Annotated in this window: 14 protein-coding genes; 5 read left to right on the plus strand and 9 right to left on the minus strand. The window is 43.9% G+C overall.

The window, feature by feature from the left end; genetic code table 11:
* Positions 1-17: 17 nt before the first annotated feature.
* Positions 18-2,111 (plus strand): ATP-dependent DNA helicase RecG, encoded by a 2,094-nt coding sequence (gene recG, locus ABV001_RS01565; protein WP_352421185.1) that lies wholly within the window; start codon positions 18-20, stop codon positions 2,109-2,111.
* A 1-nt stretch (position 2,112) separates the two neighbouring features.
* Here the strand turns inward: recG and ABV001_RS01570 are convergent, their stop codons facing one another.
* Entirely contained in the window at positions 2,113-4,794 is a 2,682-nt protein-coding gene (locus ABV001_RS01570; RefSeq protein ID WP_352421186.1) for a DUF5686 and carboxypeptidase regulatory-like domain-containing protein, read from the minus strand.
* Between the two features lie 218 nt (positions 4,795-5,012).
* Between ABV001_RS01570 and ABV001_RS01575 the strand changes: the two genes are divergently transcribed.
* The gene (locus ABV001_RS01575) at positions 5,013-6,875 is read left to right on the plus strand and encodes a transglutaminase-like domain-containing protein (RefSeq protein ID WP_352421187.1); all 1,863 of its coding nucleotides are present in this window, start codon (positions 5,013-5,015) and stop codon (positions 6,873-6,875) included.
* The gene (locus tag ABV001_RS01580; RefSeq protein ID WP_352421188.1) at positions 6,872-9,076 is read left to right on the plus strand and encodes a DUF3858 domain-containing protein; all 2,205 of its coding nucleotides are present in this window, start codon (positions 6,872-6,874) and stop codon (positions 9,074-9,076) included. Before ABV001_RS01575 ends, ABV001_RS01580 begins: the two co-directional genes overlap by 4 nt.
* A gap of 12 nt (positions 9,077-9,088) precedes the next feature.
* Here ABV001_RS01580 and ABV001_RS01585 read toward each other — a convergent pair whose 3' ends face one another.
* The 6 genes from ABV001_RS01585 to ABV001_RS01610 all read right to left on the minus strand — a co-directional run bounded on the left by ABV001_RS01585 (position 9,089) and on the right by ABV001_RS01610 (position 21,592).
* Entirely contained in the window at positions 9,089-11,290 is a 2,202-nt protein-coding gene (locus ABV001_RS01585) for a GH92 family glycosyl hydrolase (RefSeq protein ID WP_352421189.1), read from the minus strand.
* 27 nt (positions 11,291-11,317) lie between these two features.
* Positions 11,318-12,571, minus strand: a complete 1,254-nt coding sequence (locus ABV001_RS01590; protein ID WP_352421190.1) for a glucuronyl esterase domain-containing protein — start codon at positions 12,569-12,571, stop codon at positions 11,318-11,320.
* Positions 12,572-12,702: 131 nt separating this feature from the next.
* Complete coding sequence (locus ABV001_RS01595; protein ID WP_502929818.1) at positions 12,703-14,979, minus strand: GH92 family glycosyl hydrolase; 2,277 nt, start codon at positions 14,977-14,979, stop codon at positions 12,703-12,705.
* A gap of 254 nt (positions 14,980-15,233) precedes the next feature.
* Positions 15,234-16,829 (minus strand): RagB/SusD family nutrient uptake outer membrane protein, encoded by a 1,596-nt coding sequence (locus tag ABV001_RS01600; RefSeq protein ID WP_352421192.1) that lies wholly within the window; start codon positions 16,827-16,829, stop codon positions 15,234-15,236.
* A 13-nt stretch (positions 16,830-16,842) separates the two neighbouring features.
* Positions 16,843-20,262 carry a TonB-dependent receptor gene (locus tag ABV001_RS01605; RefSeq protein WP_352421193.1) on the minus strand — a complete coding sequence of 1,140 codons (3,420 nt, stop codon included), beginning with the start codon at positions 20,260-20,262 and terminating at the stop codon, positions 16,843-16,845.
* 139 nt (positions 20,263-20,401) lie between these two features.
* A complete protein-coding gene (locus ABV001_RS01610; protein WP_352421194.1) occupies positions 20,402-21,592 on the minus strand; it encodes a FecR family protein in 1,191 nt (396 codons plus the stop codon).
* A 201-nt stretch (positions 21,593-21,793) separates the two neighbouring features.
* Here ABV001_RS01610 and ABV001_RS01615 point away from each other — a divergent pair, with 201 nt between their 5' ends.
* Entirely contained in the window at positions 21,794-23,503 is a 1,710-nt protein-coding gene (locus ABV001_RS01615) for a PNGase F N-terminal domain-containing protein (RefSeq protein ID WP_352421195.1), read from the plus strand.
* Here the strand turns inward: ABV001_RS01615 and ABV001_RS01620 are convergent.
* On the minus strand, positions 23,495-24,031 hold the full coding sequence (locus tag ABV001_RS01620; RefSeq protein ID WP_352421196.1) for an RNA polymerase sigma factor: 537 nt from the start codon (positions 24,029-24,031) through the stop codon (positions 23,495-23,497). The genes ABV001_RS01615 and ABV001_RS01620 overlap by 9 nt on opposite strands.
* Positions 24,032-24,261: 230 nt before the next feature.
* On the opposite strand from ABV001_RS01620, the gene ABV001_RS01625 reads away from it, so the two are divergent.
* Positions 24,262-25,050, plus strand: a complete 789-nt coding sequence (locus tag ABV001_RS01625; RefSeq protein ID WP_352421197.1) for an aspartate dehydrogenase domain-containing protein — start codon at positions 24,262-24,264, stop codon at positions 25,048-25,050.
* A 74-nt stretch (positions 25,051-25,124) separates the two neighbouring features.
* On the opposite strand, the gene ABV001_RS01630 is transcribed toward ABV001_RS01625, so the two are convergent.
* On the minus strand, positions 25,125-26,018 hold the full coding sequence (locus ABV001_RS01630; protein WP_352421198.1) for an NAD(P)-dependent oxidoreductase: 894 nt from the start codon (positions 26,016-26,018) through the stop codon (positions 25,125-25,127).
* Positions 26,019-26,115 lie beyond the last annotated feature (97 nt).

The following is a 26,115-nucleotide window of genomic DNA, read 5'->3' on the forward strand; positions in this document are numbered from 1 at the left end:
AGTCCTAATATTAAAAAATGAATGTCCTTCAAACCGAAATACAATTCGTGCCCGGCGTAGGACCAAAAAAGGCTGATATCCTTAATAAGGAGATCAATATCTTTACGTTGGGCGACCTGTTGAGGTGGTATCCCTACCGCTATATCGACAGGAGCAGGATCTATTATATCCATGAGATCGATAACTCGATGGCCTATATCCAATTGAAAGGAAAGATCATTGCTTTTGAATCGTTTGGAGAGGGGCGTCGTAGGCGGCTGGTGGCGCATTTTACCGACGGGACGGGTTTTGTAGATTTGGTCTGGTTTCAGGGAATACGGTTTATCGAAGGGAAATACAAGCTCAATCAGGAATATGTGGTTTTTGGCAAGCCTGCGCTATTCAATGACAAGTGGAATATTGCCCATCCCGAGCTTGATCCTTTTATGAATGAGTCGGACCGTCCCGAAGGACTGATGGCAATGTACAACACCACGGAGAAGATGAAGAACCATTATCTCAACTCCAGGGCGATGCAAAAGATCATCGAAAACGCTTTCGGGTTAGTCAAAGAACGGCTTCCGGAGACACTTTCATCTGATGTGGTAGAGGCTGCGAAGCTGATGCCATTCCACGATGCTATCGAGAACATCCATTTCCCAAAATCAGCACCCCTGTTACGTGATGCGGAATTTCGCCTGAAGTTTGAAGAGCTTTTCTATATCCAGCTCAATATTGTCCGTTATGCCGCTGAAAGAAAAGGAAAGCTGAACGGGTTTATCTTCAAAAAAGTAGGAGATCATCTCAATTCCTTTTACAAGCAGAAGCTTCCGTTTCCTTTGACCAATGCGCAGAAACGGGTAATCAAAGAGATCAGGAAAGACACAGCGTTGGGAAAGCAGATGAACCGGTTGTTACAGGGCGATGTGGGCAGCGGTAAGACACTGGTGGCCATTATGTGCATGCTGATTGCGCTTGACAATGGCTTCCAGTCCTGCCTGATGGCGCCGACTGAGATTCTCGCATCGCAACATCTTGAGACATTTACCGCGACGCTTTCGGGAATGAACCTGAAAGTGGAGTTGTTGACGGGCTCCACGAAAAAAAAGGAGCGGGAGAGAATCCATGCCGGGTTACAATCAGGAGAAATAGATATCCTGATCGGTACGCATGCGTTGATTGAAGATACCGTGCAGTTCCGTAACCTCGGGTTTGTGGTGATCGATGAGCAGCATCGCTTCGGGGTGGCGCAACGGGCCAAATTATGGACGAAAAACGACCGGCCGCCGCATGTGCTGGTGATGACCGCCACGCCTATTCCCCGTACCTTGGCCATGACGGTTTACGGTGATCTGGACGTGTCGGTGATCGATGAGCTGCCGCCGGGCAGGAAACCGGTGCAGACGCTCCATCGATATGAAAAGAAGCGGGGGGCGCTCTATGATTTTATCCGCGGGCAGATTCGCGCAGGGCGACAAGCTTATATCGTCTACCCGTTGATTGAAGAGAGTGAAAAACTGGATCTGAAAAACCTTGAAGAAGGGTATCAGCATATCAAGGAAGCCTTTCCCGAATTCAGTGTCTGCAAGATGCACGGGCGGATGAAACCGGCTGAAAAGGACGAAGTGATGCGCCGGTTTGTGGCCAATGAAGCACAGATTATGGTATCGACCACCGTGATCGAGGTGGGAGTGAATGTGCCCAACGCCAGTGTGATGGTGATCGAGAGTGCGCAGCGGTTCGGTCTCTCGCAGTTGCACCAGTTAAGGGGCAGGGTAGGACGTGGAGCAGACCAGTCCTATTGCGTACTGATTACGCCCTATGAGATATCATCCGATACCCGCAAGCGGATGGAGATCATGACAGAGAGTAACGACGGGTTTGTCATCGCCGAAGCAGATTTGAAACTGCGTGGTCCGGGTGACCTGGAAGGGACCCAGCAGAGTGGCATTCCTTTTGATCTCAGGATTGCCGACCTGGTAAAAGACAACAATATTCTTTACCGTGCACGTGAGATCGCAGAAGGGCTGATTGAAAAAGACCCCCAACTGGAACAGCCGGAGCATCTGGTATTGAAACAGCAACTGGATCGCTTGGGTGGTAACCGCTACGAGTGGGGTAGGATTAGCTAATTTATTTAAGAGGCCTTTCCATAATATTCCATAGCGGATAGCTTAACCTTACACCGAAACGGTCGAATTTTTTATCGGTAAAACCAGTAAAAATTCCTACCCTGCCCAGGCCTAAGAAGCCGATGGAATAACCGCCTTCCAGATACAATTTCCTGTTTTCGGTAGAGAGTCCATGTAAGTGAATAGCTTCGTCGAATGAGAAGCGCTGCAGGAAAGGGAGATTTTTCAAAAAGAGATACATCGATTGATAATTCAGGTGTCCTTCCACCCACCACTCGCCTGAAGCGGTATAGGGTTCCAACAAGTTAAAACTGCGGTTAAAATCGGATGCGGTAAACAACATTTGATTATTCCTGAAATATTTGAGATCATTCATGTATAACCTGTCGGACGAGAGGAAAGTACCGCCCGAAAACAGGTAATCGATCTCTTCAAAAGGAGAGACCTTGATATTTTGTGAAACAGCACCGGAAATCCGGCCGTAGAGGGGGGCGGGATTGTCGGCAAAAAGACCGGCCCCTTTTTTATATGCCGCCGAAAAAGTAGGGTATTTGCTGGAGACGTACCATTTCCTTCCCTCTCTTACCCTGTACCGGTAACGTGGCGTATAAGAGAGTTCCAGCGTGATATTCGATGCCGTGTGATCAGGATATGAAGCGGCGTCGGAAGGAATATTTTCCGGTACATCTTTGCCGATAAAATTAAAAGAGGTCCGGTTGTGTAGCGCTGATCGCTTATCTATCTCCATGCCGGTATACAGACGTAGTCCGTTGGCAATATCGATGTAGTGTTCGCCTTTCATGTACCGGCTGTCATAAAACCGGATGAAATTCTGGCCCAGATCGATGGTGGCAAGCGTATTCATCAGTCTGGATTCGCCGTTCTCGCCATTTATATCCCGGGAGATATGCCCTGCGGAGAGGTGAAACCGTCCGAGCGACATGGGTGCATAATTCAATGAAGTGGAGATGTGCCATAGTAATTCTTTTCGTGCGGTAGCATAATAGAGCGACGGGGAAACCGAGAAATTCCGGTTCTTGTCGATGTTCCAATTGAGGAAAAGTGTTTGTCCCAGCCAAAACCCGTCTGTAAAGTTGTACTCTTTCAATCCACCCATTAATCCGCCGTAACGGAGCGAAAGGTCCGGTTTTATTTTCCACACGCCTCCCTGGATGATCTTTCCGAATACGGTTTTCGGGTTTTCATCGATCGATATTACTACCCCGTTCCTATCCCTGTCGGTTTCGGCCATAGAGTCGTTACCCGACAGTGAATCTTTTGTCTGGTAACTTCTCAGTTCGTCTTCGCGAAGCGGTAGTTCCCGGACGCTTATCCAGAAAGTAGAATCCTTTTTCCATGCCAGCGTGTCCACCTTCATTTTTACCCTTTCAATGTCTTTTATCTCGAGCGACTCGCGTTGGTTTTTTACCTCTTCCGGTTCCACCATTTGGCTCATCAGTTTCGACATCTTATAGGCTTCTTTGGTAGAAAGGTCCTCTTTTTGGGTTAACTTGTCTAATTCATCCGATATTTTTTGCTGTTTGGGGGACATTGGTTGTCCGTTGGATATATCTGATTTTCCGGATTCGTCTGTTGCATCCGGCAATGCTGTATGATTGACGGCAACAGGATTTCGGGTATTATCGATCTGCACCGAGTTGTATTTCATCGATGCATAGTATTTCCCCGATCCTTTTACACCCATCGTATTCATGGTCATGCTCACATCGTAGGTGGTGGGCAAATAAACCGACGACTGTACCTGGTGGTAGTTGATGCGGTAGTGCAGCGTAGTGCCCAATTCACTGGCGACCAGATCAGCAATATATACATTCCATGTATCTTCCAGAATGTAGATATAACCTGAAAAAAGATCCGGGTTTTTCTTTCTTGGAATTACTTTGATCTTGTTGATGGTATGGTCGGGTTGATAGTCCACATTCTCCAGCTTGAAAGCATAAAACCTGAAAGCACCCGGTGAGAGCGGGGATACCCTTCCGTTCAGTTTGTGGTTATAGATGCTCGACGTCACAATGCTCAGCCCCTTGTCCGCATTGAATTCCCTGGGAATGGAGCTCTTCAGCGCAATCACATCTTGCTGGTAAGTTTCAGGCGATGTAAACCGGATATTGCTTTTCGATTCCATAACCAATGGTTTTCCTATGAGGGAGTTGATGTCGAAATCGTTGTCGTTGACCTTCATGGCGCGTTTGAAAATTCCCGGGATCTTGTCGATGGTCAGGCTTCCCTTTATATAGGCTTCCGACGTGTATTCTTTTATCTGATAACGGTAATAAGGCGCATGGGCAATTGCTTTCCGCATGATACGATAAGCCGGATCTTCGTTGTTCTTAGTGGCATACACCACCACCTCTTTCAGCATATAGGATGTTTCCTGAAGTTCCACCCGGATAGTCTGATTGTCCTTTCCCATAGTAATACTTTTCCTGATACTCTCATATCCGAGGGAACGGAATTCACAGGTATAACTCCCCGGTGCAAGGGCGGTCTGGAATTCCCCCATGTTGTCGGCGGCAATTCCTTTAGCTATTTCGTAAATATAGATGGTTGAATTCGGAACCGGTTCCCCTTGTTTATTCACAATTACACCTTTGAGCTGTTGAGCTTGCAAGCTTGCGCTTACCATTACGCAACTCAATGTAAAGAGTAGAAATTGTTTCATTCCTGATATCGGTTGTTAAATGAGAATTGAACTGGCAAAGTTACATATTTTATTTTCAACAGTCATCACTGTGGAACGGCGGGAGGAAGAAAGAATATATATAAAAATAAGGGGCGAAATTTTTAATTGTATAAATGAAATGTAATTGAAGTTAATTTATTATTTTTGCTGCGCAATAAAATATTTATTTCAATTATTGCTTGAATTATGCTATCACTATGAAGTATTTTTTGCTGTTGTTAATCATTTTCCTGCCTATTTCCCTCTTGTCTCAGGATGAGGATGATAATATGGTCATCAGCGACCAGCAATCTACCTATACTTATGTGATGGAAAATAACAGGGTGGTTGTCCGGGAGAACCAGGACGTAACCTATTCATGTGCTAAAAATGTGCAACCGGTTAAATTTTACCGGTTTTATGATGTCAATTCAGAGATAACCAAAATCAAAGTGAAAGGGGTGAAGGCTTCTTCTCCCCAATATGGGACTTATACAAAGGAGAATATCTTCTATGACGATAGTAAGGTTTGTCACCTCGATTTATACTTCAAGGATAAAAATGCGGCAGGTACGGTCACTTACGAAAAAAAATATAAGGATGTATATGGATTTTCGTTCATTAATATTATTGAAAACCATTTTATCAAAAATAAGACGATCCGTATCATCGTGCCCGAGTGGATGGAGATAGATATCATCGAGAATAGCTTCAACCCGGGGATCAGTAAGTCGGTGAACGCAGATCCCAAGTCGGGTAGCACCATATACACCTATCGGATAGAAAATCAGCCGGCATATAAGTACGAGGATGCTATGCCTGATTATCTGCTTACGTTCCCTACCATTCAGATTATTCCCCGGAAAGCCCTCATCAATAAAAAGACGGAAGAGTTTTTCGATAGTTTCGACCATATGTATAAATGGTGTAAAAGCAAGGTCGATCTCGTGGATAATGACCATGCCGTAATAGCCCAATTGGCAAAAGAACTAACTAAAAACAGCGGATCCGATGAAGATAAGATCAATGCATTGCTCAATTGGGTGCAGAATAATATAAGATATATAGCTTTTGAATATGGGATTCAGGGATTTAAACCCGACGAGGCACAATCGGTGGTAAGAAAGAAATATGGCGATTGCAAGGGGATGTCGAACCTGTTGAAATGCCTGTTGCAGGCAGAAGGATTTGATGCCCGGCTGGTATGGATAAATACAACCGAAACCGGTCGTGAATGGACGCTGCCCGTCCCTTCCGCCGATCACATGATCTGTGGCTTGCAACATAACGGAGAATTTCATTTCTTGGATCCTACTGTGAAGTTTATGCCTTTTGGTGAAATCGCTTATTCCATCCAGGGTAAGATGGCTATGGTAGAGGATGGTGATCAATACCTGATGCTCCGGACCCCCTCTTTTCCTCCTTCACATAACAGAACCCGGTTGGTCAGTGAGTATGTGATTGAAGAGGGAAAATTAAGAGGACGGTCGGAGTTGTCTTTCAAAGGAGAAGCCAAATATGCCATGACCTTTTTAATCCGCTATACCGCGAAGAGCGATACCGATATGCACCTGAAAAATTACCTGAAAAGGAATAATCCTGCCGATTCGATTTTTGAAATAGATGTCAAGGGGATAGATATCAACTCAAAAAGCCTACTCATATCCTATCAGGAACTGCGTCCTTCTTGCCTGCGGTCTTTCTCTGATGAAGTGTATATCGATCCGGATGCTTTCAAAGATTTCTCGGAGTTGTCCATCGATACACTTAAAAGAAAGAACGATTATGCTTTTCCCTTCAGTCAAAACCATGTGACCAGCATCCGTGTGGTAATTCCCGAAGGCTACCGGATAAAGAATATACCCGATGATATGGAAATAGAAACAGATGATTACCAATTTTCCATCCGCTATACCGTAAATGATGACAGTGTGGTGTATCATAAGGAAATCACGATAAAAAAGACAATCTTACCGAAAACCGGTTTTGATCAATGGAACAAAGACATCAGTTTATTGAGAAAAGCCTATGTAAGACAAATTACTCTCGGGAAAACGACTAATGAAATTGAAGATATATGATTAAAAAAGTTTCCTCTACCGTCTTATTATTCTTCCTCCTGTTCTCCACTGGTGCTTTTGCCGATGACCTTCAGGCACGTGCGAAAAGTATAAGGGAAATAGTGTGGGCATGGGATAAACCCGAGTTTGAGAATTATGAATTGCCGGAAGGATATGAAAACGAATCAGCAATTATCCTTGCGCGTCATCAACATATCGAAGCAACCAGCAAGAACCGGTTCAGGATAAATGCCCTTCTGTTCGGGGATATCAACCGGGAGTTATATTATACCAATATAGACCGGCAGTTGGTGAAGATCAACGACCTGTCGGCTTTGACCGAGTTCTCGGAATTGTCTTTCAGGGAAGAGGCAAAACTAAGCGGGTATTTGCGGTCGAACAAACTTCGTACGATCGTCGGCGCGCGCGTGATCAAGCCTGATGGCAGTGTGACGGAGGTGGCCATCGATGAGGAAGCGGTAAACGTGACGGAAGGGAAGAAAGATAAAAAGTTGGAAAAAAAAGTAGCCATACCCGGCTTGCAGGTGGGAGATATCCTGGACTATTTTGTTTGTGACGAGATGGAACTGGAGACCTATAATGTGCCGCCCGAGATATTTGCCTTTTTCGGACAATATCCGATATTAAAATATTCCATCCATTGCGAATTCGGGAATAAACTGACGGTGGAATACCGTTCGGTGAATGGTGCCCCCGAGATGAAGCTGTCCACTGATGCCGATAATAATTATGTGCTTGATGCCGAAGCGGAAAATCTTATGAAAATATTCCCTCTGGATGAAACCCGTTGGATCTCTCCCTACAGAAGTCTTCCCATGATCCGTATGTATGTACTGAACAATGCATCCAAATTGATTTTTAAATCGCCCAATGCCCGAAAGGCCGGAGTATATGAAAATCTGCCCTATGACGAGTATCTGAACGATTCCAAAACTTTCCTGGCGGCGCAGGAAAAGCAAATGTTCTGGATGAAGGATACCGATAAAAAAGTGAAGAAGACCATATCGGAATATATAGAAAAACACCCCTCGATGACTGATGACGAACAAGCTGTACTGGTGTATGACGCGTTGCGTTTCCATTGGCCGGGCAATTACGCCAATTATCCGGGGTTGAAGTTTGTGGTCCGGTTACAGCAACTCTTCAAAGAGCATAATATACCGCACAAATTCCTGTTTGTGACCAGCCGTTTCGGTCCGGGAAAAGAAGAGGTAGTTACCGATGATGATATCATTACCGGCTTGTTGGCAAACGATCATCAGCTCTTCTTTTTCAGGAATGGATACCGGTATGCCGGGGAGATTCCCGCGGTGTACCAGGGGGAGGCCGTCTCTACGATGGAGGTGGTGAAATATGCCGCCAATAAAAAGTATGGCATGGAAGGCAACGCGGGACACTATGAAATTCCGGAATCAAAATCAGATGATAATATTTTGAATGCCAGTATTGAGGTGAGCTTTTCAGGGAATAACCCACTTCGTTTGGACATAAAACGGAATCTAAGAAGCACCGGTAGTATGAAAGAGGACTATTGGCCATTGGTGATGTATGAAGATTGGGATAAAGAGATGAGGGAGAAGCTGGGCATTGGGCAAACATTGATGGAGGAATTGCAGGAAGACAAATCGACCCGTAAGTACATCGATGAATATCTTTCAGCCTTAGAGGAACGTAAGAAAAATCAAAAAGAGACCGTTGAACTGGAACTTACAGATTATTACGGACAAAAACCGGATGAGATAACCGGCTATTCTTTCAGTGCGACAGGTACCATTGTTGACAGTCCCGCGTTGGATTATACGGTGACCTATACCATGGAAGGATTGGTGAAGAATGCCGGGGAAAACCTTATCCTTGAAATTGGCCGACTCATAGGACAACAATGGGAACCTGACGAGCGGGATGAGAAACGTAATATGGATGCTTATCTCCCGACTGCCATCCGTTTGAATTATCATATCGGAATAGAGATACCCGAGGGGTATGCCGTTGAAGGGTTGGAGGCATTATCTTCTGAATATTCGAATGATTACGGGGGATTTCATTCAGATTATAAACTCGAAGGGAATAAGTTATTCGTATCGGCAAGTAAGATATATGAAAAACCTTATATTTCACTTGACAAATGGAATGAGATAGTTCTAATCGCCAAGAAAACGAATGATTTCCAGGCAAAAACGGTTATTCTTAAAAAGATATAGTCTGCCGTTATTTTATTCCTCAGTGATTATTATCAGTCTTTTACCTTTTTCAAGTTGGGCGTGTTGAATAAACCATCCATCTATGGGTTCATCATCGTATTTGATCTGCCGGATTTTTTTCCCGGCGCCCTCTTTTTTGATGGTGAATTCCTTCCCTTTTCCCAGGGAAAACTTCACCTCATCGAACAGGGGCACAGAGATGATATACTTCGGATCGGCAGGTGAGTAGGTATACAACCCGATGGCGTTGAAAACGTACCAGGCCGACATCTCCCCCGCATCGTCCATGCCTGCGTAAGCCAGTTTTTCGGCTCCCATATCATAGAAGCGGTCCATGATGCTGTCGAGCACGCATTGCGCTTTCTCCTGCCTGCCGATAAAATAATAGGTGTAGGGGATAGAATGGGAGGGCTGGTTCCCATGGCAGTAATTACCGATAAATCCGGTCATGTTGTGTGCTTCATATCCTCTCCAGGGCTCGGTGAGGAGAGAATCAAGCTTTTGATCCACTGCCTCCGGAGACGGATATAATGCGATCATCCCTTCCGGATCATGCGGTGCGAAGAAGAGCGACTGCCATGCATTCGCTTCCCGGTACATATAGGCAAAATAGGGATAGTAGGGATCGAAGTCTTCTATCCAATTCCCATTGTCGATTTTTCCGCGCCAAAAGCCGGTGGATGGATCGAACAGGTTCTTGTAGTTGCCGGAGCGTTTCATCAGCAGCGAGTAATTTTTCTCATCACCCAATTCTTTTGCGATCAATGCGGTTGCGTAATCATCATAGGCATACTCCACCGTTTTGGTGACGGCCGCCTTGTATTCATCCCATGTGGGTACGTTGGTGGTATCTTTTTCCGCAATCCAGCCCCTTTCGATGTATTCATCGAGATAGGGCCTGCCGCCGCGGCCGGGTACAGTGGCGTTCTTCAGTAATAATTTATAAGCACGTTCCAGATCGAAACCGGTGATGCCCCGCAGATAACTACCTGCCACAAATACCGAGGCATGGTCGCCATGAAAGAAGGTAGGCATATAGCCTCCTCTCTTTTCCCCTTTGTCGGTAATCGATTGGATGATATCGGTCGTGATATCTGGGGACAACATTGCCAGCAATACCAGTTTATTGCGGTAGTCATCCCAGAATGAGGGATTGGTGTAATAGCGGAATCCCTCATTGACAACCTCTCCTTTCTCATCGGTGAAATCACCGTTTACATCACTGCGTAAGGCCGGCCAAAGAAATGAACGGTAGAGGGTGGAGTAGAAGAGGCCTTTTTCACGTTCGGTGCCGCCCGAAACTTTAATCTTCGACAGCAGCTTATTCCATTCGGCATCGGCTTCCTCACGCACCTGGTCGAAACTTTTGTGTAGCATCTCTGCTTCCAGGTTCATTTTTGCATTTTCGATACTGACGAAAGAGAACCCTATCCTGAGTTCCAGCGGCTCATTTTTTCCACTTTCCTTGTCTTTATTGTTTTCGCCCTGCATCCCACCGTTTGCACTCTCGCCGAAGTCTACCAGAGAAATTTCATGCTTCTCATCTTCCACTTGTTGAATATTTTCTATCGGATAGTTAGAGACTACATAGAAATACAGTTTACCTTCGGCGTCCTGAAAACCGGAAAAGACGTACTCGTCTACCTTTTGGATGTCCCAATCCTTTACATGGTTGTTGGAACGGGTCATATCGGCCACCAGTTTTTTATCCGCTCCCTTGGGATAGGTATACCGATGAAAGCCGCAACGTAGCGTGGTAGTCAACTCTGCATTGATACCATAAGTCTCGAGAAATACCCGGTAATATCCCGGGTGAGCCGATTCGTTATCATGGCTGAAAGTAGACACATAATTCCCGGGTGTGATCTCTCCGGTTACCGGTAGTAACGGGATATGCAGCAGGTTCCAGTGTCCTTTGTTGGTATGTGAAAAGCCATAGACCACCGTGTCCTCATACTGATAGCCGGCCCCACTCCGGAATTGAGTGACCGGACTCAGTTGCACCATGGCGTTGGGAAGGGAACTCCCCGGAAAGACTTCTGCCCCCCAGGTGCGTACATCCCAGGTGCGTACATATCCAAGGTCTTCCGGTTCCCACAAGGTGGCTGTACCTAAAAAAGGGTTTACATAATCGCTGAGTTGCTTTTCTATTGTGCCTGTACAGCCCGATAAGACAATTGACAGGAAAAAAATAACGGGTGAAATATGTTTCATTTTGCTGTTGAAATGGATGAACACAAATTAATTTTTGAAATGTCTATCGGCAAAATCCAGATAGCACTCCCAGTCGTATTCAGTTACATCATGTTTGCCTGTCCTTATATGATAGCCGACGTCTCCCATGACCGGTTTATACAAATCGGGCATTCCATCAGATTCAATAGCCGTTAATCCATATAGCCGGTATACCGGTCCTGCGTGATAAGCGGATAAGAATTCACCCCTGGGGTCTGCCCAGAGATCTTCCTGTGCACTGGCAACGTACACCTTCCTTGGTGCGATCAGGGCGATAAGTTGGTGCTGATCCACCGGGAGGGTTTCTTCCTTATCGTTGTATTGCCGGAAATTTTCGCAGAACCAATGAGGGAAGTTCTTGTTGATGATGGCTGCGGTCTCCCCGAATTTCCTTCGGAAAAGTGCGGCGCCTCCACATCCGGAATCATTGGAAATGACAATACGGAAGCGTTCATCCTGCGCACCCGCCCATAGGGCAGCCTTTCCCTGGCGGGAATGTCCCATGATGGCTATTTTATCGCAGTCTATTCTCTCCTGTGTTTCCAGAAAGTCGACTATGCGGCTCGATCCCCATGCCCATGCACCGATAGCCTGCCATTCGTCGGGAGCAATATTTTCAGGATCATACCCCTCGAAAAGAGAGACAATACTGTGATCCCTTAATTCCGGTTTATCGGGATAAATATCGTGGTAGCACATGGTTGCCACGGCATAGCCACGATCGATAATATTATCATAACTCCACCGGCTTGTTTGATTCCCTCTTTCCCAGTCGGGATGATCCGGTTCTTTCACGAGATGGAAAACGGGCGAATACAGTACTGTTGTATCTAAAGTAGTGCTATGATTTCCTTTGAAATTATACCCTACAAAGACAGGAACTTTACCCTTCGTTTTGTTGGGTATGTACATCAATAAAAGAGCCTCTATTTTTTTATTACCGTTCGAGAAAATAAATCTCACCTGCTTGGAGGTTGCTTTCCCGTTCATGGCATTCGGATTCTCCGTTACTGTTTCGTAGGCAATATCGATCTTCTCTTCCGGGGTGTGGCCGTACATCTGTGAGGCGAACAACTCCAGGAGTTCCGGTCTTCTCTGCTTTTCCCACTGTGTCGTGCTGGTGATTTTCTCTCCGTTATTGGCTTGCAATAGGTCGGGAAGTACGTACGCCGGTACTTTCGATTCATCGTAATTCACGTTTTGCTGGGCGCATAAGCAGATTGTAACCAGCCATGTTATTAATCCAAAATATGTTTTCATGTTAAATACACATTAAATTTTATTCTGCCTTACAAGAATTACAGGACTTATTAAACTGCTTTTGCAAATGTAGTGAAAGCCGAGAGAAAAGCCAACTTACACAAGAAATTTTATCGGTTCATTATTGAGTTTTAAAAGTTAATTGATGCCGGAATAGAATCGTCTGATGAGGCCCATTGTTTGTGGGGAGTCTTTCCCATTTCGAAAATTAATTTACCCCCGCTGATAATATCTTTATGATGGATATAGCTTTTATTATAAGTCTCTCCATTGAATGTAGCGGATTGAATATAAATATTTTCCTTGTTGAAATTATTAGCTTGAATGATAAATTTTTTACCGTCCTCCATTGTTATGGAGATTTTTTCAAAGGATGGACTTCCGATTACATAATAAGGCATCCCCGGGCAGACAGGGTAAAAGCCAAGCATGCTGAATACCAGCCATGCAGACATCTGCCCGGCATCTTCATTACCGGATAATCCGTCGGGAGTAGTGAAGTATTCACTTTCAATGATATTGTGAATCCATTTCTGGGTTTTCCAGGGTTCCTGTACATATGCAAAAAGATAAGCGATATGGTGCCCAGGTTCATTTCCGTGCCAATAGTGACCACCTTCAAAAAAATTGTCGAGCAGGGTTGTAAATCGTTCTTTTCCTCCTATATGTTCTATAAGGCCGGCAACATCCTGCGGTACATACCATGTGTAATGATACGGTGTTCCTTCACAGATAAACGGGCTAAAAGCAAATGGGTCGAAAGGTTCAATCCAGCGTCCGTCGCTATGGCGGCCACGAGCATAACCTATTGCAGGATCAATTACATTTTTGTAATTGAGTGCTCTCTCCTTAAGTTGAGTGTAATCATTTGTTTTATTTAATTTTTTAGCCACTTGTGATAAGACAAAGTCATCGTAAGCATATTCTAATGTTCTTGAGACCTGTTCTTGTTTATGGAATGCCTCCCTTACTGGATCTTCCAGAGGTATATAGTTATATTTCAGATAGGATTCCATTGCCCGTCTGCCTTTCCCATCTCGGTAACTTATTGAATCGGCATTTATTTCAAAAGCATTTTTACGCATAACCTCATACGCCTCTTCGTAATCAAATCCGGGTATATTTTTTATGATGGCGTCACCAATCATAGAGATGCAATGATCACCAATCATAGCGGCAGTATAGCTGTTCCACGATGGGAAAATAGGCAACCATCCTCCTTGTTTGGCTTTCAAGACAAGAGAATTGGCCATTTGCCCGTTACGGGTTGGGTTAAGAATGGAAAATAAAGGATGTACCGCACGATAAGTATCCCATTGTGAAAAATCGCAATAGTATTCTCCATCTTCTATTTTCAAAATTGATTCTGCCCCGTCGAATTTTGGGTAAGATCCATCGACATCGCTGAATACACGTGGAAGGAAATGAGTTTCATATAAAGCCGTATAGAACTTTATCTTATCTTCATGGATATTGCTTTCCACTTCAATTTGGCCTAATGTTTTATTCCAGATCTCAGAAGCTTGTTGTCTTACCTTGTTAAAATCCCAGCTTGGAATTTCAGCCTGGAGATTTTTTCTTGCATTTTCAATACTGGTAAAAGATGTTCCGATTTTTACACCGGTTTTTTTTGATTTTGAGGAGGGGAGCTTGATCCATGCGGCAACAGAATAGTTATCGCCTTTTGCTTCTTCTTTTCCTTTATAACTTTTTTGTCCTTCCCATATTCCGAACTCTTCAATATCGTTATTTAACTGGATTACAAAGTGACCCGAAAAACCTGCAGGCATACCATATCCCTGATAGATCCTGTGGACCGGATTATATCCTATAATCTCTCTTTTCTCAGGAATTATTTTGATATAACCTGCTCCCTCATCGCTATTGGGTTCAATGACAATGTAATGATCTCCTTCCTGCCTGAAATCAAATTGCATAATTCCGGAACGTGATAATCCCGTAATTTCCGCTTTAATATTATATTCATTCAATTCTACAGAATAATACGAAGGAGTTGCAGTTTCATCATCATGTGAGAACAGAGACGCTCTTTTATCCGGATCAAACTCCAGTGTATTGCTCAGAGGCATAATGGTTACGCTCCCATAATCCTGGGTACAGGATCCATTCATCCAGTGACTGGCCCTGAAACCTTGAAAATGGAGTTGGAAATAATAATAGGGTGGGTGGCATTTCTGTTCTGTCGGTTGTGTCTGGGCAACCCAGTTTGTCATTCCATGCGGGACACCCACAGCCGGAATTACTTGTCCTCGTTCTTCTGTAGAGTTTTTATCTTTTCCCTCCACAATTCTTATATCGGTCCCAATAAGGGGATTGACCCAATTTTCAAATTGTTGAGAATTTGAAAATTGCGAAATAAATAAACAAAAAAGTGTAGTAAAATATATATTTTTCACAGAGTTTTATAATATGTTATTGAAAAAATAATTTTACATCATAAAGTAACAATGTTTTTTGCTCCGAAACAAATCTTGAAAGTATTTTGCTTACGGGGCAAAATAAACCTATGAAGAGTAACCATTCTACTTTTAAGGATTTATATCTGGAATAACCCAATTAGATAGGAAAATTGAATGAGACAGTCGAAAATGATTTGAGATTTTAACTTTCGACTGTCTCATTTTATTAAAAATAAGTCATATTAATATCCTGCATTTTGTGACCAGTTAGTATTGGTGTTTAGCACAGATGTCGGAATAGGAAAGATGCGACGGAATTTCTGGTTTTTAGCATTAGGATTGACGATGTGTTTGAATCCCCAATCATTTTCAAATTTGCCAAACCTGATCAAATCGTTTCTGCGCCAACTTTCATCAGCAAATTCACGAGCACGTTCGTCAAGCAGATCATCCAGCGTTGGATTACCGGTTACCGAAGGAGCATGCACATAGGTACGTATCTGATTCATCAGTGAAGCCGGCGTGTCTCCTTGGGTGGCAGAAGCCCCACGCATGATCGCTTCAGCCTTCATCAATAATACATCTGCATAGCGGAAGATAGGAACATCATTACTCTGGTTACGGCTTTGGGCACTGGTTGTTTTTAGATCCATATAAAACTTGATGGATCGATATCCCTGTGATCGCCCTTTCAGATCATTCCCTACATCAAGAGTTTGTTGATCAATCAATTCTATCTCTTTAGTCAGTGTCACATGCACACCATTCACAATCCAGGGAGTTGAGGTGGCCTTGTAAGTTGCAGGATCACGCACATAAAGTGGGCCGCCGATTATTTGCTCGTTCCGGTCATCTCCCTCCAGTGAAAATTTATCTACAAATTCCGGGTTATAGACAAAGTTACCTCCTACACTGCTGGGAAGATTAACCCCATAGAAACCACTGTTGGCGCTCCTGTGTGTCCAAAAGCGGCCATAGGTCATTCCTTGTTGTGATTGGCGGTCGAATGGCATCACGTAAATGAAGTCCTTGATATGTAGGCCATTCTCAGGATAAAATTTAGAGAGATAGGGATCGGTAAAGTCAAATTTGCCCGATACAATAATATCATCACACATAGCCACCACATTATTTAATTTTGGATTAGCCATGTTGGGAGAGTATGCTGCCACATCCGTAGAGGTATAAACTGCCCAATTCAGATAGAGCTTTGCCAGAAGGGCCTCAGCCATATAACGTGTTGGCTTGCCATAGGTAGATGCGTCTACATTCGTGGGGAGTAAATCGAGTACTTCCAATAACTCTTTTTCAATGAATTCTGCCACCTCGGCACGAGGAGCACGATTTATCGCCTCGTCCTCTTCAAGAAGCCGGTTCAGTAAAGGTACATCTCCATAACTGTCCATCAATACCCAAAAATAGTAGGCACGGACAGCTCGTACGGGTGCAGTAATGGCGACCTCCTCGCCTCCCAGCTCTATAATTGTCCTGTTGCATCTGGTAATACCCCCTGTCAATGTCTCGAAGTATCCGATAGTCGCGTCATCCGGTGTCCAAGAGTGAAGGGACATATGCGCATAGCGACCATTATCATAATAATCACCGCTTAATGAAACACCGGTTACCTCATCGGAAGAGAGGGTTTGGGCATGGTGATAGTCTCGTCCCAGCGGCTCTCTCATCATATAATAGACATCGGCCGTTTTTGCTTCCGCGGCGATTTCCGAATCGGGGAAAGCAGTATATTGCGATTTCACATCCACGTCGAGGTCTGTACAACTTACAGCCCCAAAAAGTAATAAAAACGACAAGGATAATTTTATATATCTGAATTTCATATTATTTCAGTTTTTAGAAATTAACATTTATTCCCAGCATGATGGTGCGGGTACGTGGATAGGTTTGACGGTTATCGATACCGGGTTCCAATCCTCCCAGACTCATCTCCGGGTCGATTCCTTTATAACCGGTAATGGTCATCAAGTTATTGCCGGTTACGAATAGACGAAGTTCTTTGATATATTCATTGATTGCGCCAAAATTATATCCCAATGTAAGAGAGGAGAGCCGTACATAGTCACCTTTTTCCAGATAGCGGTCTGAAGGTGCATGCGAGTTGTAGTCTGTGGCTAAGTTGTCATTAAACATGGAAGCCAACACATTCTTACCGGTTCCTACACTGGCGTAATTGCTCAGAAATGCACGGGTACCATTCATGATTTTATGACCGAAAACACCTTGGAAGAATGCAGTCAAGCTCCAGTTCTTATAATTCAACGTATTGTTCCACCCCAGAGTGAGTTTTGGTTGTGCCGAACCGGAAGCAGTGCGGTCATCATACAGAGGCTTGGCTGTGGTAACCAATTTCCCGGTTTGATTGTCAAGGTATCGGCCGTCAGCCTGTTTACTCACCTTTGAAGTAAAATCTTCTCCGTATAGATCTTTTAGGCTCCCTTCACCGTACACATAGAAGTGCGATACACCCTCATTATAACCTGCCCATTTCCATGTGTAGAATTGCCCGATAGGATAACCCTCCATAACTCGTTGCTGGGTTGCTGTGGCAAATCCCGCGGCATTAAGGTTGGCACGGTCAAAATAGTCGACGGAATAGGTGTCATTAGAAAGTCTTTCTACCCGGTTTTTATTGTGAGAAAGGTTTAGGGAAGTCTCCCAGTTGAAATTATTCGTTTTTACAGGAATGGCGTTAAGGCTTAATTCAACACCTCTGTTGCTTACCTCTCCCACATTGGCAGTCAGCCAATTATAGGGATACCTTGTTGTGGACACCTGATAGTCGGCAATCAGGTCTTTCGTATTTTTTTTGTAATACTCAATGGTACCATTCAATCGGCTGTTGAAGAGAGTGAAGTCTATACCTACATTAAACATGCCGGTACGTTCCCATTTCAGGTCAGGATTCGCATTGCGTGTGGGCCCGAGCGTATGCACCAGTTCTGTCTCTCCGGAAGAGGTTACATAGTCAAACCATCCTGTCGCACCATACACTTGTGTGGCAGTAAAAACGTCAAAACCAAGGGCATTTCCACTTACCCCATATCCCAATCTCAGTTTTAAATCATCAAACAGACCTAAGTCTTTGATAAAACTCTCTTCTGAAATACGCCAGGCTACAGAGGCCGATGGAAATGTAGCCCATTGGTTATTTTTACCGAAAGCAGAGGACCCATCCCGACGAAGGGTTACCTGAAACATATACTTGCTGTTAAAAGAGTAATTGGCACGGCCGTAAAAAGAGATCATTCTCATCGTCGACAGCATATAGCGACCATCTCCTAAGCCAAGGCCATTGATATCTACTTTATTTCCCATTCCCAGATTGTAATAAGAGAGCACATCATTGTAAAAATTATAGGTGGTCAATTTGAATCCATCGTTATCATTACTTTCTTCCCATGAATAACCAGCCATCAATCCCAGTTTGTGAATATCTCCAAAAATATGGTCATAGTTAAAATAGCTTTCTAACACTTTTCTCTTGTTGTTTACCGTAGATCGGTCGGCTTTTCCACTCATACCCAAAGCAACTAAAGACTGGGTGGTATTATAATTACTGAAAATATACTGTTCATTTTGATAAGCCAGACTCATGTTGTACAGAAGACCTTTTGCTATCTCGAGGGAGGCTTTGGCATTACCCTGTATCTGCTTATTTTCTGTATCATACATGTTTTCGTGAATTAATGCTGCAGGGTTATAATTCTGAGAGATACCACTATTTTCATACCAGGAGCCATCTTCATTTCTGACAGGAACAAGTGGAGAGTAATAATTCATCGCATCCAGCACGCTCTGACCCTGCTCGTCAAAAGGCACACTATGCCGGTTTGTGACACTCGTGTTAATATTGAATGATACTGTAAGCCGGTTGTTCAGCCCTTTCGATTCCAAAAAAGCACGACCAGTCAGTCGATCCATCTTGGTACCTTTGATAACTCCCTGACGTTCCATGTAGTTGATACTCGAGTTATAGGAAGTCTGTTCCGATCCACCGCTGATGGAAACATTATGATTATGGCTCCATCCAGTCCTTTGAACTTCTTTCTGCCAATTGGTGTTGGCTCCCAAATCATTCACCAGGACGATGTTGTTTTCTCTGGCGTAATGACGCAACTGTTCTCCATCCATCACATCCCAGTTCTTCAGTATTTCGTCTGAAGCGATATAGGCGCTGTAATTGATGCTTGTATGACCAGCCCGCCCCCTTTTCGTATTAATGATGATCACACCGTTGGCAGCTTTTGAACCGTAGATGGCCGTAGCCGTAGCATCCCGTAACACATCAATACTCTCGATATCATCTGGGGCAACCAGTGCCAAAGAAACCCCCGGCACTCCATCGATTATATAGTAGGGTTCCTGTGCTGCCCCGTCACGGAACGTAGATGCGCCACGCAGCGTAATGGAAGGGGAGCCGTTTGGATTACTACTTTGCGTGACAGTCAATCCCGGCACTTTACCTTGTAATAATTGAGCAGGGTTAGAGAAAACCCCTACATTCAATTTTTCGGAAGAAATGGTTGTGATAGAACTGGTCACATCTTTGCGTGTCATACTTCCATACCCTATTACCACTAATTCCTCCAGTGATTGCATGTCTTCCTGCAAAATGATTTGCATAGCATTTTTACCTATAGTATTGATCTCTTGCATTAGATACCCGATATATGAGATATGCAGTATGGCATTCTCTTCAACACTCAAATTGAAATTCCCATTGATATCAGTCACCGTGCCATTTGTTGTCCCTTTTTCTATAATATTAGCTCCGATTATAGGTTCACCTTTTTCATCGACTACTTTTCCTGTAATCATCCTTTTCAGTTGTTGGACAACTTCATCGGGGATAGCACTATGGATTTCCAGTAAGTCGATTTTTTTATCTTCTTTATATATAACGACCTGTTTGTCCACTATTCTATACTTCAATCCCGTGTTGGACAGCAAATTGTCTAAGACATTACTGATAGATTTGCTGTTTGCGCGGATATTTACTTTTTTCATCAAAATTTCCTCTGCATTGTCGGCAAAGACAAATACGAGTCCGGTTTGATTTTCAATCTCTCTGCAAGCCTCCTTGATGGTTGTGGATTTCAGGTGAAGTGACAGTTCCGTCTCCTGAGAGTGACTTGGAGACGCATAAGAAAACATAATACCGAAAAAGAACAAAAAAACAGTTATTCTCATGACTCTTAGAATACGTTTGTAATTATTGGAGTTCTTTTTCTCCCCAATAGAATGTTTATTCATATATTTGTATGATTTAATTATTATTGCACTAAGAAAATTAAATTATCTCCGGTCGGACGGTATTCGCAGTATCGTTCGACCTTTTTTGTCAGTTTTTAATTCTTAATTTTTCACTTTATCTATCCATAGGCATATTCATTTAAGCGGGTTTATTTGTGATAAGGATTTTATTATCGGTTCTCGTGTAAGTCGTGGAGGATAATAATCCTATAATTGTCATTACGTTGTCCAAGTTGTCGGATAAATATATTTTTCCCGTACATGTACGTTTTTGAAGGTTTACGTCATTTTCAAAATCAAAAGAAAGATTATAATATCTGCTGACCTGCTGTAATACTTCGGTCATCGGCGTTTTGTCGAAAGAGAGATAGCCGTTTTTCCAGCTGATAAATTGACTCACATCGACTTTTTGCATGTCGAATGTGCCATTTTCCGAGTAAACGGCTTGTTCGTTCGGTTTTAAGAACAGTTCTTTTTTATCTGATAATTGCAGACTAACGCTCCCTTCCACCAATACGACTGATTGTGGAGTGCCTGAATAGTTGGAGATATTGAATTTGGTGCCATATACCCTCACATTGAAATTGCCAGTCTGCACGTAAAATGGTTTTTCTTTGTCGTGGGATACTTCAACATACATCTCTCCCGACAGCAGACGTATTTCCCGTTTCTTACCACTGAATTGGGACGGAAACTCGAATACTGATCCGGAATTGAGCCATACTTTGCTCCCATCGGCAAGTGTAACTGTGGAGCGTTTGCCATAAGGAACAATCAGGGAATTCAACTTATCTTGGGCGATTTTTACTTTGCTGGTTTCATTATTGGCTTGTACAATTTCAGCCGTACCTTCATTATTGAGTGTCACCTCCACATCGTTCTGAAATATAATAGCTTCCTCGCTGGTAATAAGTTGAACATCTTCGTTATCCAACAATTCTCCGATAATCAATTCCTTATCGCGGGAAGTAACCTGTTCCGATAAAGGGGAAAATAATCCAATTGCAAGGATGATCAATACAACTGCGGCAGTGGAAGCGGCTACATACCAAAAGTATTTGCGATGCGATATCTTTTTCTCTTGCCGGATAGTCTTCTGAATTCTTTCAAGGAGTACTATGTGCTCATCTTTAGTTAAGTCGCTTTTACTCATTCCGCTCCTTTTGAGATAGGTGATTGCCTTATCTATATTTTTCTTCTGTTCCGGATGTTGTCCAATGAAATTTTGCCAGAAGGTATCTAAACTCTCATCGGGCATCAATTGCCATTGGATAAATTTTTTATCTTTAAAAAAATCCGTATAACTGGTATAAGTATTGTCCGCATTCATTTAAGTATTTTGTTGTCGTATGCTAAAGGATATCTCAGTATTTCAAAGGTACCCTCTATAATACGACGATTCCGGTTTTTGTTTATCCCCTTGTTTTAGTAAAATCTTTTAAATTTAACATTATGGGATGAAGAAATGGTAAAAAATCAAGTGGTGACTGCCGAACTTTTCCCTAAATTTGCATTATAAAAAGGATGACAGATGAAACGGGCAATATCCATATTCTTAACGGGGTTTCTTGCGGTTGTGGCTGCAATCGCGTCTGAAACGACCACCGCACAAGTGGATGCAAGTAAAAGAGATTATAAAACGATCAGGGTCACCTATCCGATGGGGCCAAGGGAGAATGCTTCCGCTCCAAAAACAGTGATGGAGATATCTGGAGGGTGGGTGCGTATTACCACTGTCTCCAATCGGATAGATCCTGAGGCTCCGGTACAAGCGACTTATCTCGACTACAATTCCAACAGGGAGATTAAAACTGCTACCTTGAAAGGAGATGAATCAATCTATACCGTACGTGCGTTTACGATGAACGATGGCCTTGAATTTCTCGATGAGACGGAGATGATCGCCGGTTACAAATGCAAGAAGGCAAAGGCAATCATTAATTCCAATACGATGGAGATATGGTATACCACAGAATTGGGAATGTACGGTTCCGTACAGCCGGGAGTGGCTATTCCGGAGGGAGTAGTGCTGAAAGTGGTCAGGAACGGTAATCCTATGGCGGTGGCAAACGAGGTGGAGCTCATCAAAAGGGAAACGATGCTGGAGCCTGAGCTCAAAGGTGCCGAGCTAAAAGCATCGGCTTTTAATTACAAAATCCAGCAGAGCCGGGTGATTGCGGTCAACGTGTTTGATCATGAAAGCATTTATTTCAGGGATATTCCTAAAGTTCCACAATTGGAGGAAGGCAAAGTCCTCCGGTTTGCCAACGGATCGATCCTCATGAAAAAGGTAGAACTGCCCGAAGAGAATGCCGGTTATTCCATCTTTGCAGAGTTGTCTCACTACTCCGAGGGGGATGCCTACGACCGCACCGGATCAATCTTTGTCATTCCTACTGCCAGAGAGCGTTCTTTCTTTGATGGCCTGCTTTATGGCAAAGAAAGTCTCCCTATATATCACGATAAAGAGAGAAATCCTTATGAGGGGATGGTAGTTACCAATGATTATCTCCCTCCTCTTGAATTGATGCGCTTCTACACCTCCTTTGGAGTGCGGGGATATAATCATATTGAAGTGGCGGATTACAATTGGCCCGATTCGGTTGTTTTCAGGCAGGAAGTTACCGATTATGCCTCCGTCCTCAAAGGTGAGGTATGGGTAGGTGCATGGATTGGCAATTATTCACACGACGGACACAATGTCACCCTCGATATAAAATATTATCCTCAACAGGAAAGTACACCTAAGGAGGTTTATCCCCTTTTTACAACAGTCAATATTATGGAGATGGCCGGCCAGGCTTATCCCGAAAATATGTTCCGGAACGATTCGCTGACGGTCAATTTTACAGTCGACAAGGATTTGAAGGATGGATATATTCGTTATATCTCCACAGGACATGGAGGTTGGGGCGGTGGTGACGAGTTCAACCCGAAACTGAACGAGATCTTCCTGAACGGAGAACGAATCATCGCCTATACCCCATGGCGGGAAGATTGCGGCAGTTACCGCGAGCGCAATCCTGCTTCCGGTAATTTCGCAAACGGACTTTCCTCATCCGACCTGAGCCGGTCGGGATGGTGTCCGGGAACGGTGAGCTATCCGGTATATATTCATGTGGGTGACATGAAGGCGGGTAATCACCAACTCAAGGTGGCTATTCCGGTAGGTGACCCTGCTGAAAATAGTCGGAGTTACTGGTGCATTTCGGGTGTGCTGGTAGGCGAGGGGTTACGATAGGAGGAGAAAGAAAAAGATGCCATATTTTTCCCTTAGGCTGAGGATGGCTTTTGATACCAATTTTCTGCATCCGTGTATGGAAATCTGGAGTAGTTCGGCAATCTGCGGGTAATCATATTCCTGGACATATCGGAGATAGATGATTTCACGCTGACGGTCTGTGAGAGATCCTAATAGTTGTTCAATCTCCGTTTTTATCTCTGTCTGCTCCTCTTTTTCAATCATCAGCTCTTCCACATTTACTTCTATATTGAATGGTATTCCAAGGGAAGGATCTATATTTTCCAGTTCAATATGTTCCTTTTGGCTTTTGTAGATATCGAGAAGCCTGTTTTTCAACGATCTGAAAAGATAGAACTTGATGTTGGATATATTATCAAGGTTATCACTGTGGGTGGCGATCTTTACGAAAACATCATGAATGGCATCTTTTACGGTTTCTCTTTCAAAACCGAGATAACAACCATACGTGAACAGATCGTCCACATATAGGATGTAAATGGCAGCAATGTCGTTTTGTTTTTTCACTGATGTTTGTAGCAGGCATTATCCGACTAAAATACAAATTAAGTGAAAAATATCGGAATAAAGAATTTTATTTTTTTGCATCAACCGAAACGGAAAATTGTATGAATTTACATTTTTAGGAACGAAAAAAGTGTGATAGGTTGCATTTTTAGGAACGAATATATGTAGATGCGAATAACGACAAGGATCGATTATTGGATTTCCATCAGAAAGTGAGTACCTTTGCGGGCATGAAGAAATTAGTGATTGTTGGTTGCGGTTATCTGGCAGATATTGTGGCAGGCGCTCTTTTGCAGGGGTTATTACCCGGTTATGATCTGGTAGGTATACATTCCCGGACGATTTCAAAGGCTGAACGGCTTGCTTCTAAAATGGAGGCTGGTGGCTGTCCCTGTAAAGTGTGCCCAACATTGGAAGAACTGTTGGATTTGAAGCCGGATTTCCTGGTCGAGGCTGCTTCTCCGGCGGCAATGAAAGAGTTGGCATTGGCTACACTTAAAAACGGGATATCGATTGTTACCTTGTCAATAGGAGCTTTAGCCGATACCCATTTTTATGAGGAGGTGAAAAAAACTGCTGCCAGCCACGGTGCGCGTGTCTATATCGCTTCCGGTGCCACTGGCGGATTCGATGTACTCAGAACGGCTACGTTGATGGGAAATGTTTCTGCGAGATTTCTTAACGAGAAAGGAGTGAGGGCACTGAGAAAATCACCTTTTTATACTTCTGAGATGGAAACAGCCAATAGAATCGTTTTTTCCGGGACAGCCAGGGAGGCGATCAATACTTTTCCGACCGGACTCAATGTGGCTGTGGCCGCTTCATTGGCAACAGTAGGCCCTGAGAAATTGCAAGTCACGATGGAGTCGACTCCCGACTTTGTGGGAGACAGGCAGCGGGTGGAGATCAAAAATGAACAGGTGCATGCCGTGGTGGATGTCTACAGCGCTACACCGGAAATTGCCGCTTGGTCGGTGGTGAGTACCCTCCGGAATATTAATTCTCCTATTGTGTTTTGAAAAACGTTTTGTGTACAATATTTAGACAGTTTATTGGATGGGGATTGATATGGAAGGTAGTCTCAATCTTTTGATTATATATTTATTCCTGTAAAATCAGACAAGTTCCAGAGTACCTTTTCACTCAGTCGGTCGAACGCCTGGCGTGTACGTCCGGTAGATACCTGCATGCAGCGCACATTCGGGTGATTGAGAAGATGTTCGCCGCCCAATGCCCCGACCGTGTCGCAATAGCAGCGGTTATCCCCTTCGAGCCATTGCAGAAAGGGGGCCTCATCCCATGCCGGAGAGAGTCCTGTATTGAACAGTATCTTGTTATTCCCTAATTTTTTAAACTGGGGGCCATGCAATAATACCGTATTCCTGTTGAGGCAGCAGCAGACCACTTCCGATTCGCAGAGCAAATCGTTCAACGGCATGAAACGGTATCCCTTTGCCTTGGCATCCTCTTTTTCACTCCGGGCAAAATAGGAGATTTCTGCCCCGAAAAAATGAAGCGCGTCCGCGATCATACCCCCCGACTTGCCGAGACCCACGATACCCGCTTTGAGTCCGGTGATCTCACGTGCCATACCGTCCCAGGGTTCCTGGTCGAACCCGTGCAGGCAGCGCACCAACTCACTGATCACATACTCAACGACGCCTTCATCTCCGTAATCACGGATACCCGTGACGGTGATTCCCCTGCTGTTGGCATAACGGATATCCACGTTGGCGCTTTCCGGGGAGTAGAGGGAGCAGCACATACCGATGTATTTTACATTAGGACATTGTTCCAGAGCGGATTTACCAAGTTGAGACGTATAGCTAACCAATACAGCATCGGCATTTCCGATTCGTGCTGCAATCTCGTTATCATTCCTGGGTATGTCGCGATAGAGGATCACCTCCTCTGCGAATAAATGCAATTTTTGTTCTGCGGATGGAATTAAACTGATGGGTTCTATAGCGACTAATTTTTGGAACATAACAGATATTGTTTAATTCTACAAATATAGTGAAAGCCGAGTGAAAAACCAAAAAAAGCTGCTACAGGAGCGGATATCCCACCACGGTCGGGCGGTT

The sequence above is a fragment of the Proteiniphilum sp. genome, from assembly GCF_040307845.1.
GTDB lineage: Bacteria > Bacteroidota > Bacteroidia > Bacteroidales > Dysgonomonadaceae > Proteiniphilum.

Excerpts from the sequence above, each read along its gene's own strand:
- ABV001_RS01585 (WP_352421189.1), bottom strand. The coding sequence starts at position 11,290 with ATGAAACATATTTCACCCGTTATTTTTTTCCTGTCAATTGTCTTATCG.
- ABV001_RS01590 (WP_352421190.1), bottom strand. The coding sequence starts at position 12,571 with ATGAAAACATATTTTGGATTAATAACATGGCTGGTTACAATCTGCTTA.
- ABV001_RS01625 (WP_352421197.1), top strand. The coding sequence starts at position 24,262 with ATGAAGAAATTAGTGATTGTTGGTTGCGGTTATCTGGCAGATATTGTG.
- ABV001_RS01610 (WP_352421194.1), bottom strand. The coding sequence starts at position 21,592 with ATGAATGCGGACAATACTTATACCAGTTATACGGATTTTTTTAAAGAT.
- ABV001_RS01580 (WP_352421188.1), top strand. The coding sequence starts at position 6,872 with ATGATTAAAAAAGTTTCCTCTACCGTCTTATTATTCTTCCTCCTGTTC.
- ABV001_RS01615 (WP_352421195.1), top strand. The coding sequence starts at position 21,794 with ATGAAACGGGCAATATCCATATTCTTAACGGGGTTTCTTGCGGTTGTG.
- ABV001_RS01600 (WP_352421192.1), bottom strand. The coding sequence starts at position 16,829 with ATGAAATTCAGATATATAAAATTATCCTTGTCGTTTTTATTACTTTTT.
- ABV001_RS01570 (WP_352421186.1), bottom strand. The coding sequence starts at position 4,794 with ATGAAACAATTTCTACTCTTTACATTGAGTTGCGTAATGGTAAGCGCA.
- ABV001_RS01605 (WP_352421193.1), bottom strand. The coding sequence starts at position 20,262 with ATGAATAAACATTCTATTGGGGAGAAAAAGAACTCCAATAATTACAAA.
- ABV001_RS01575 (WP_352421187.1), top strand. The coding sequence starts at position 5,013 with ATGAAGTATTTTTTGCTGTTGTTAATCATTTTCCTGCCTATTTCCCTC.
- ABV001_RS01630 (WP_352421198.1), bottom strand. The coding sequence starts at position 26,018 with ATGTTCCAAAAATTAGTCGCTATAGAACCCATCAGTTTAATTCCATCC.
- recG (WP_352421185.1), top strand. The coding sequence starts at position 18 with ATGAATGTCCTTCAAACCGAAATACAATTCGTGCCCGGCGTAGGACCA.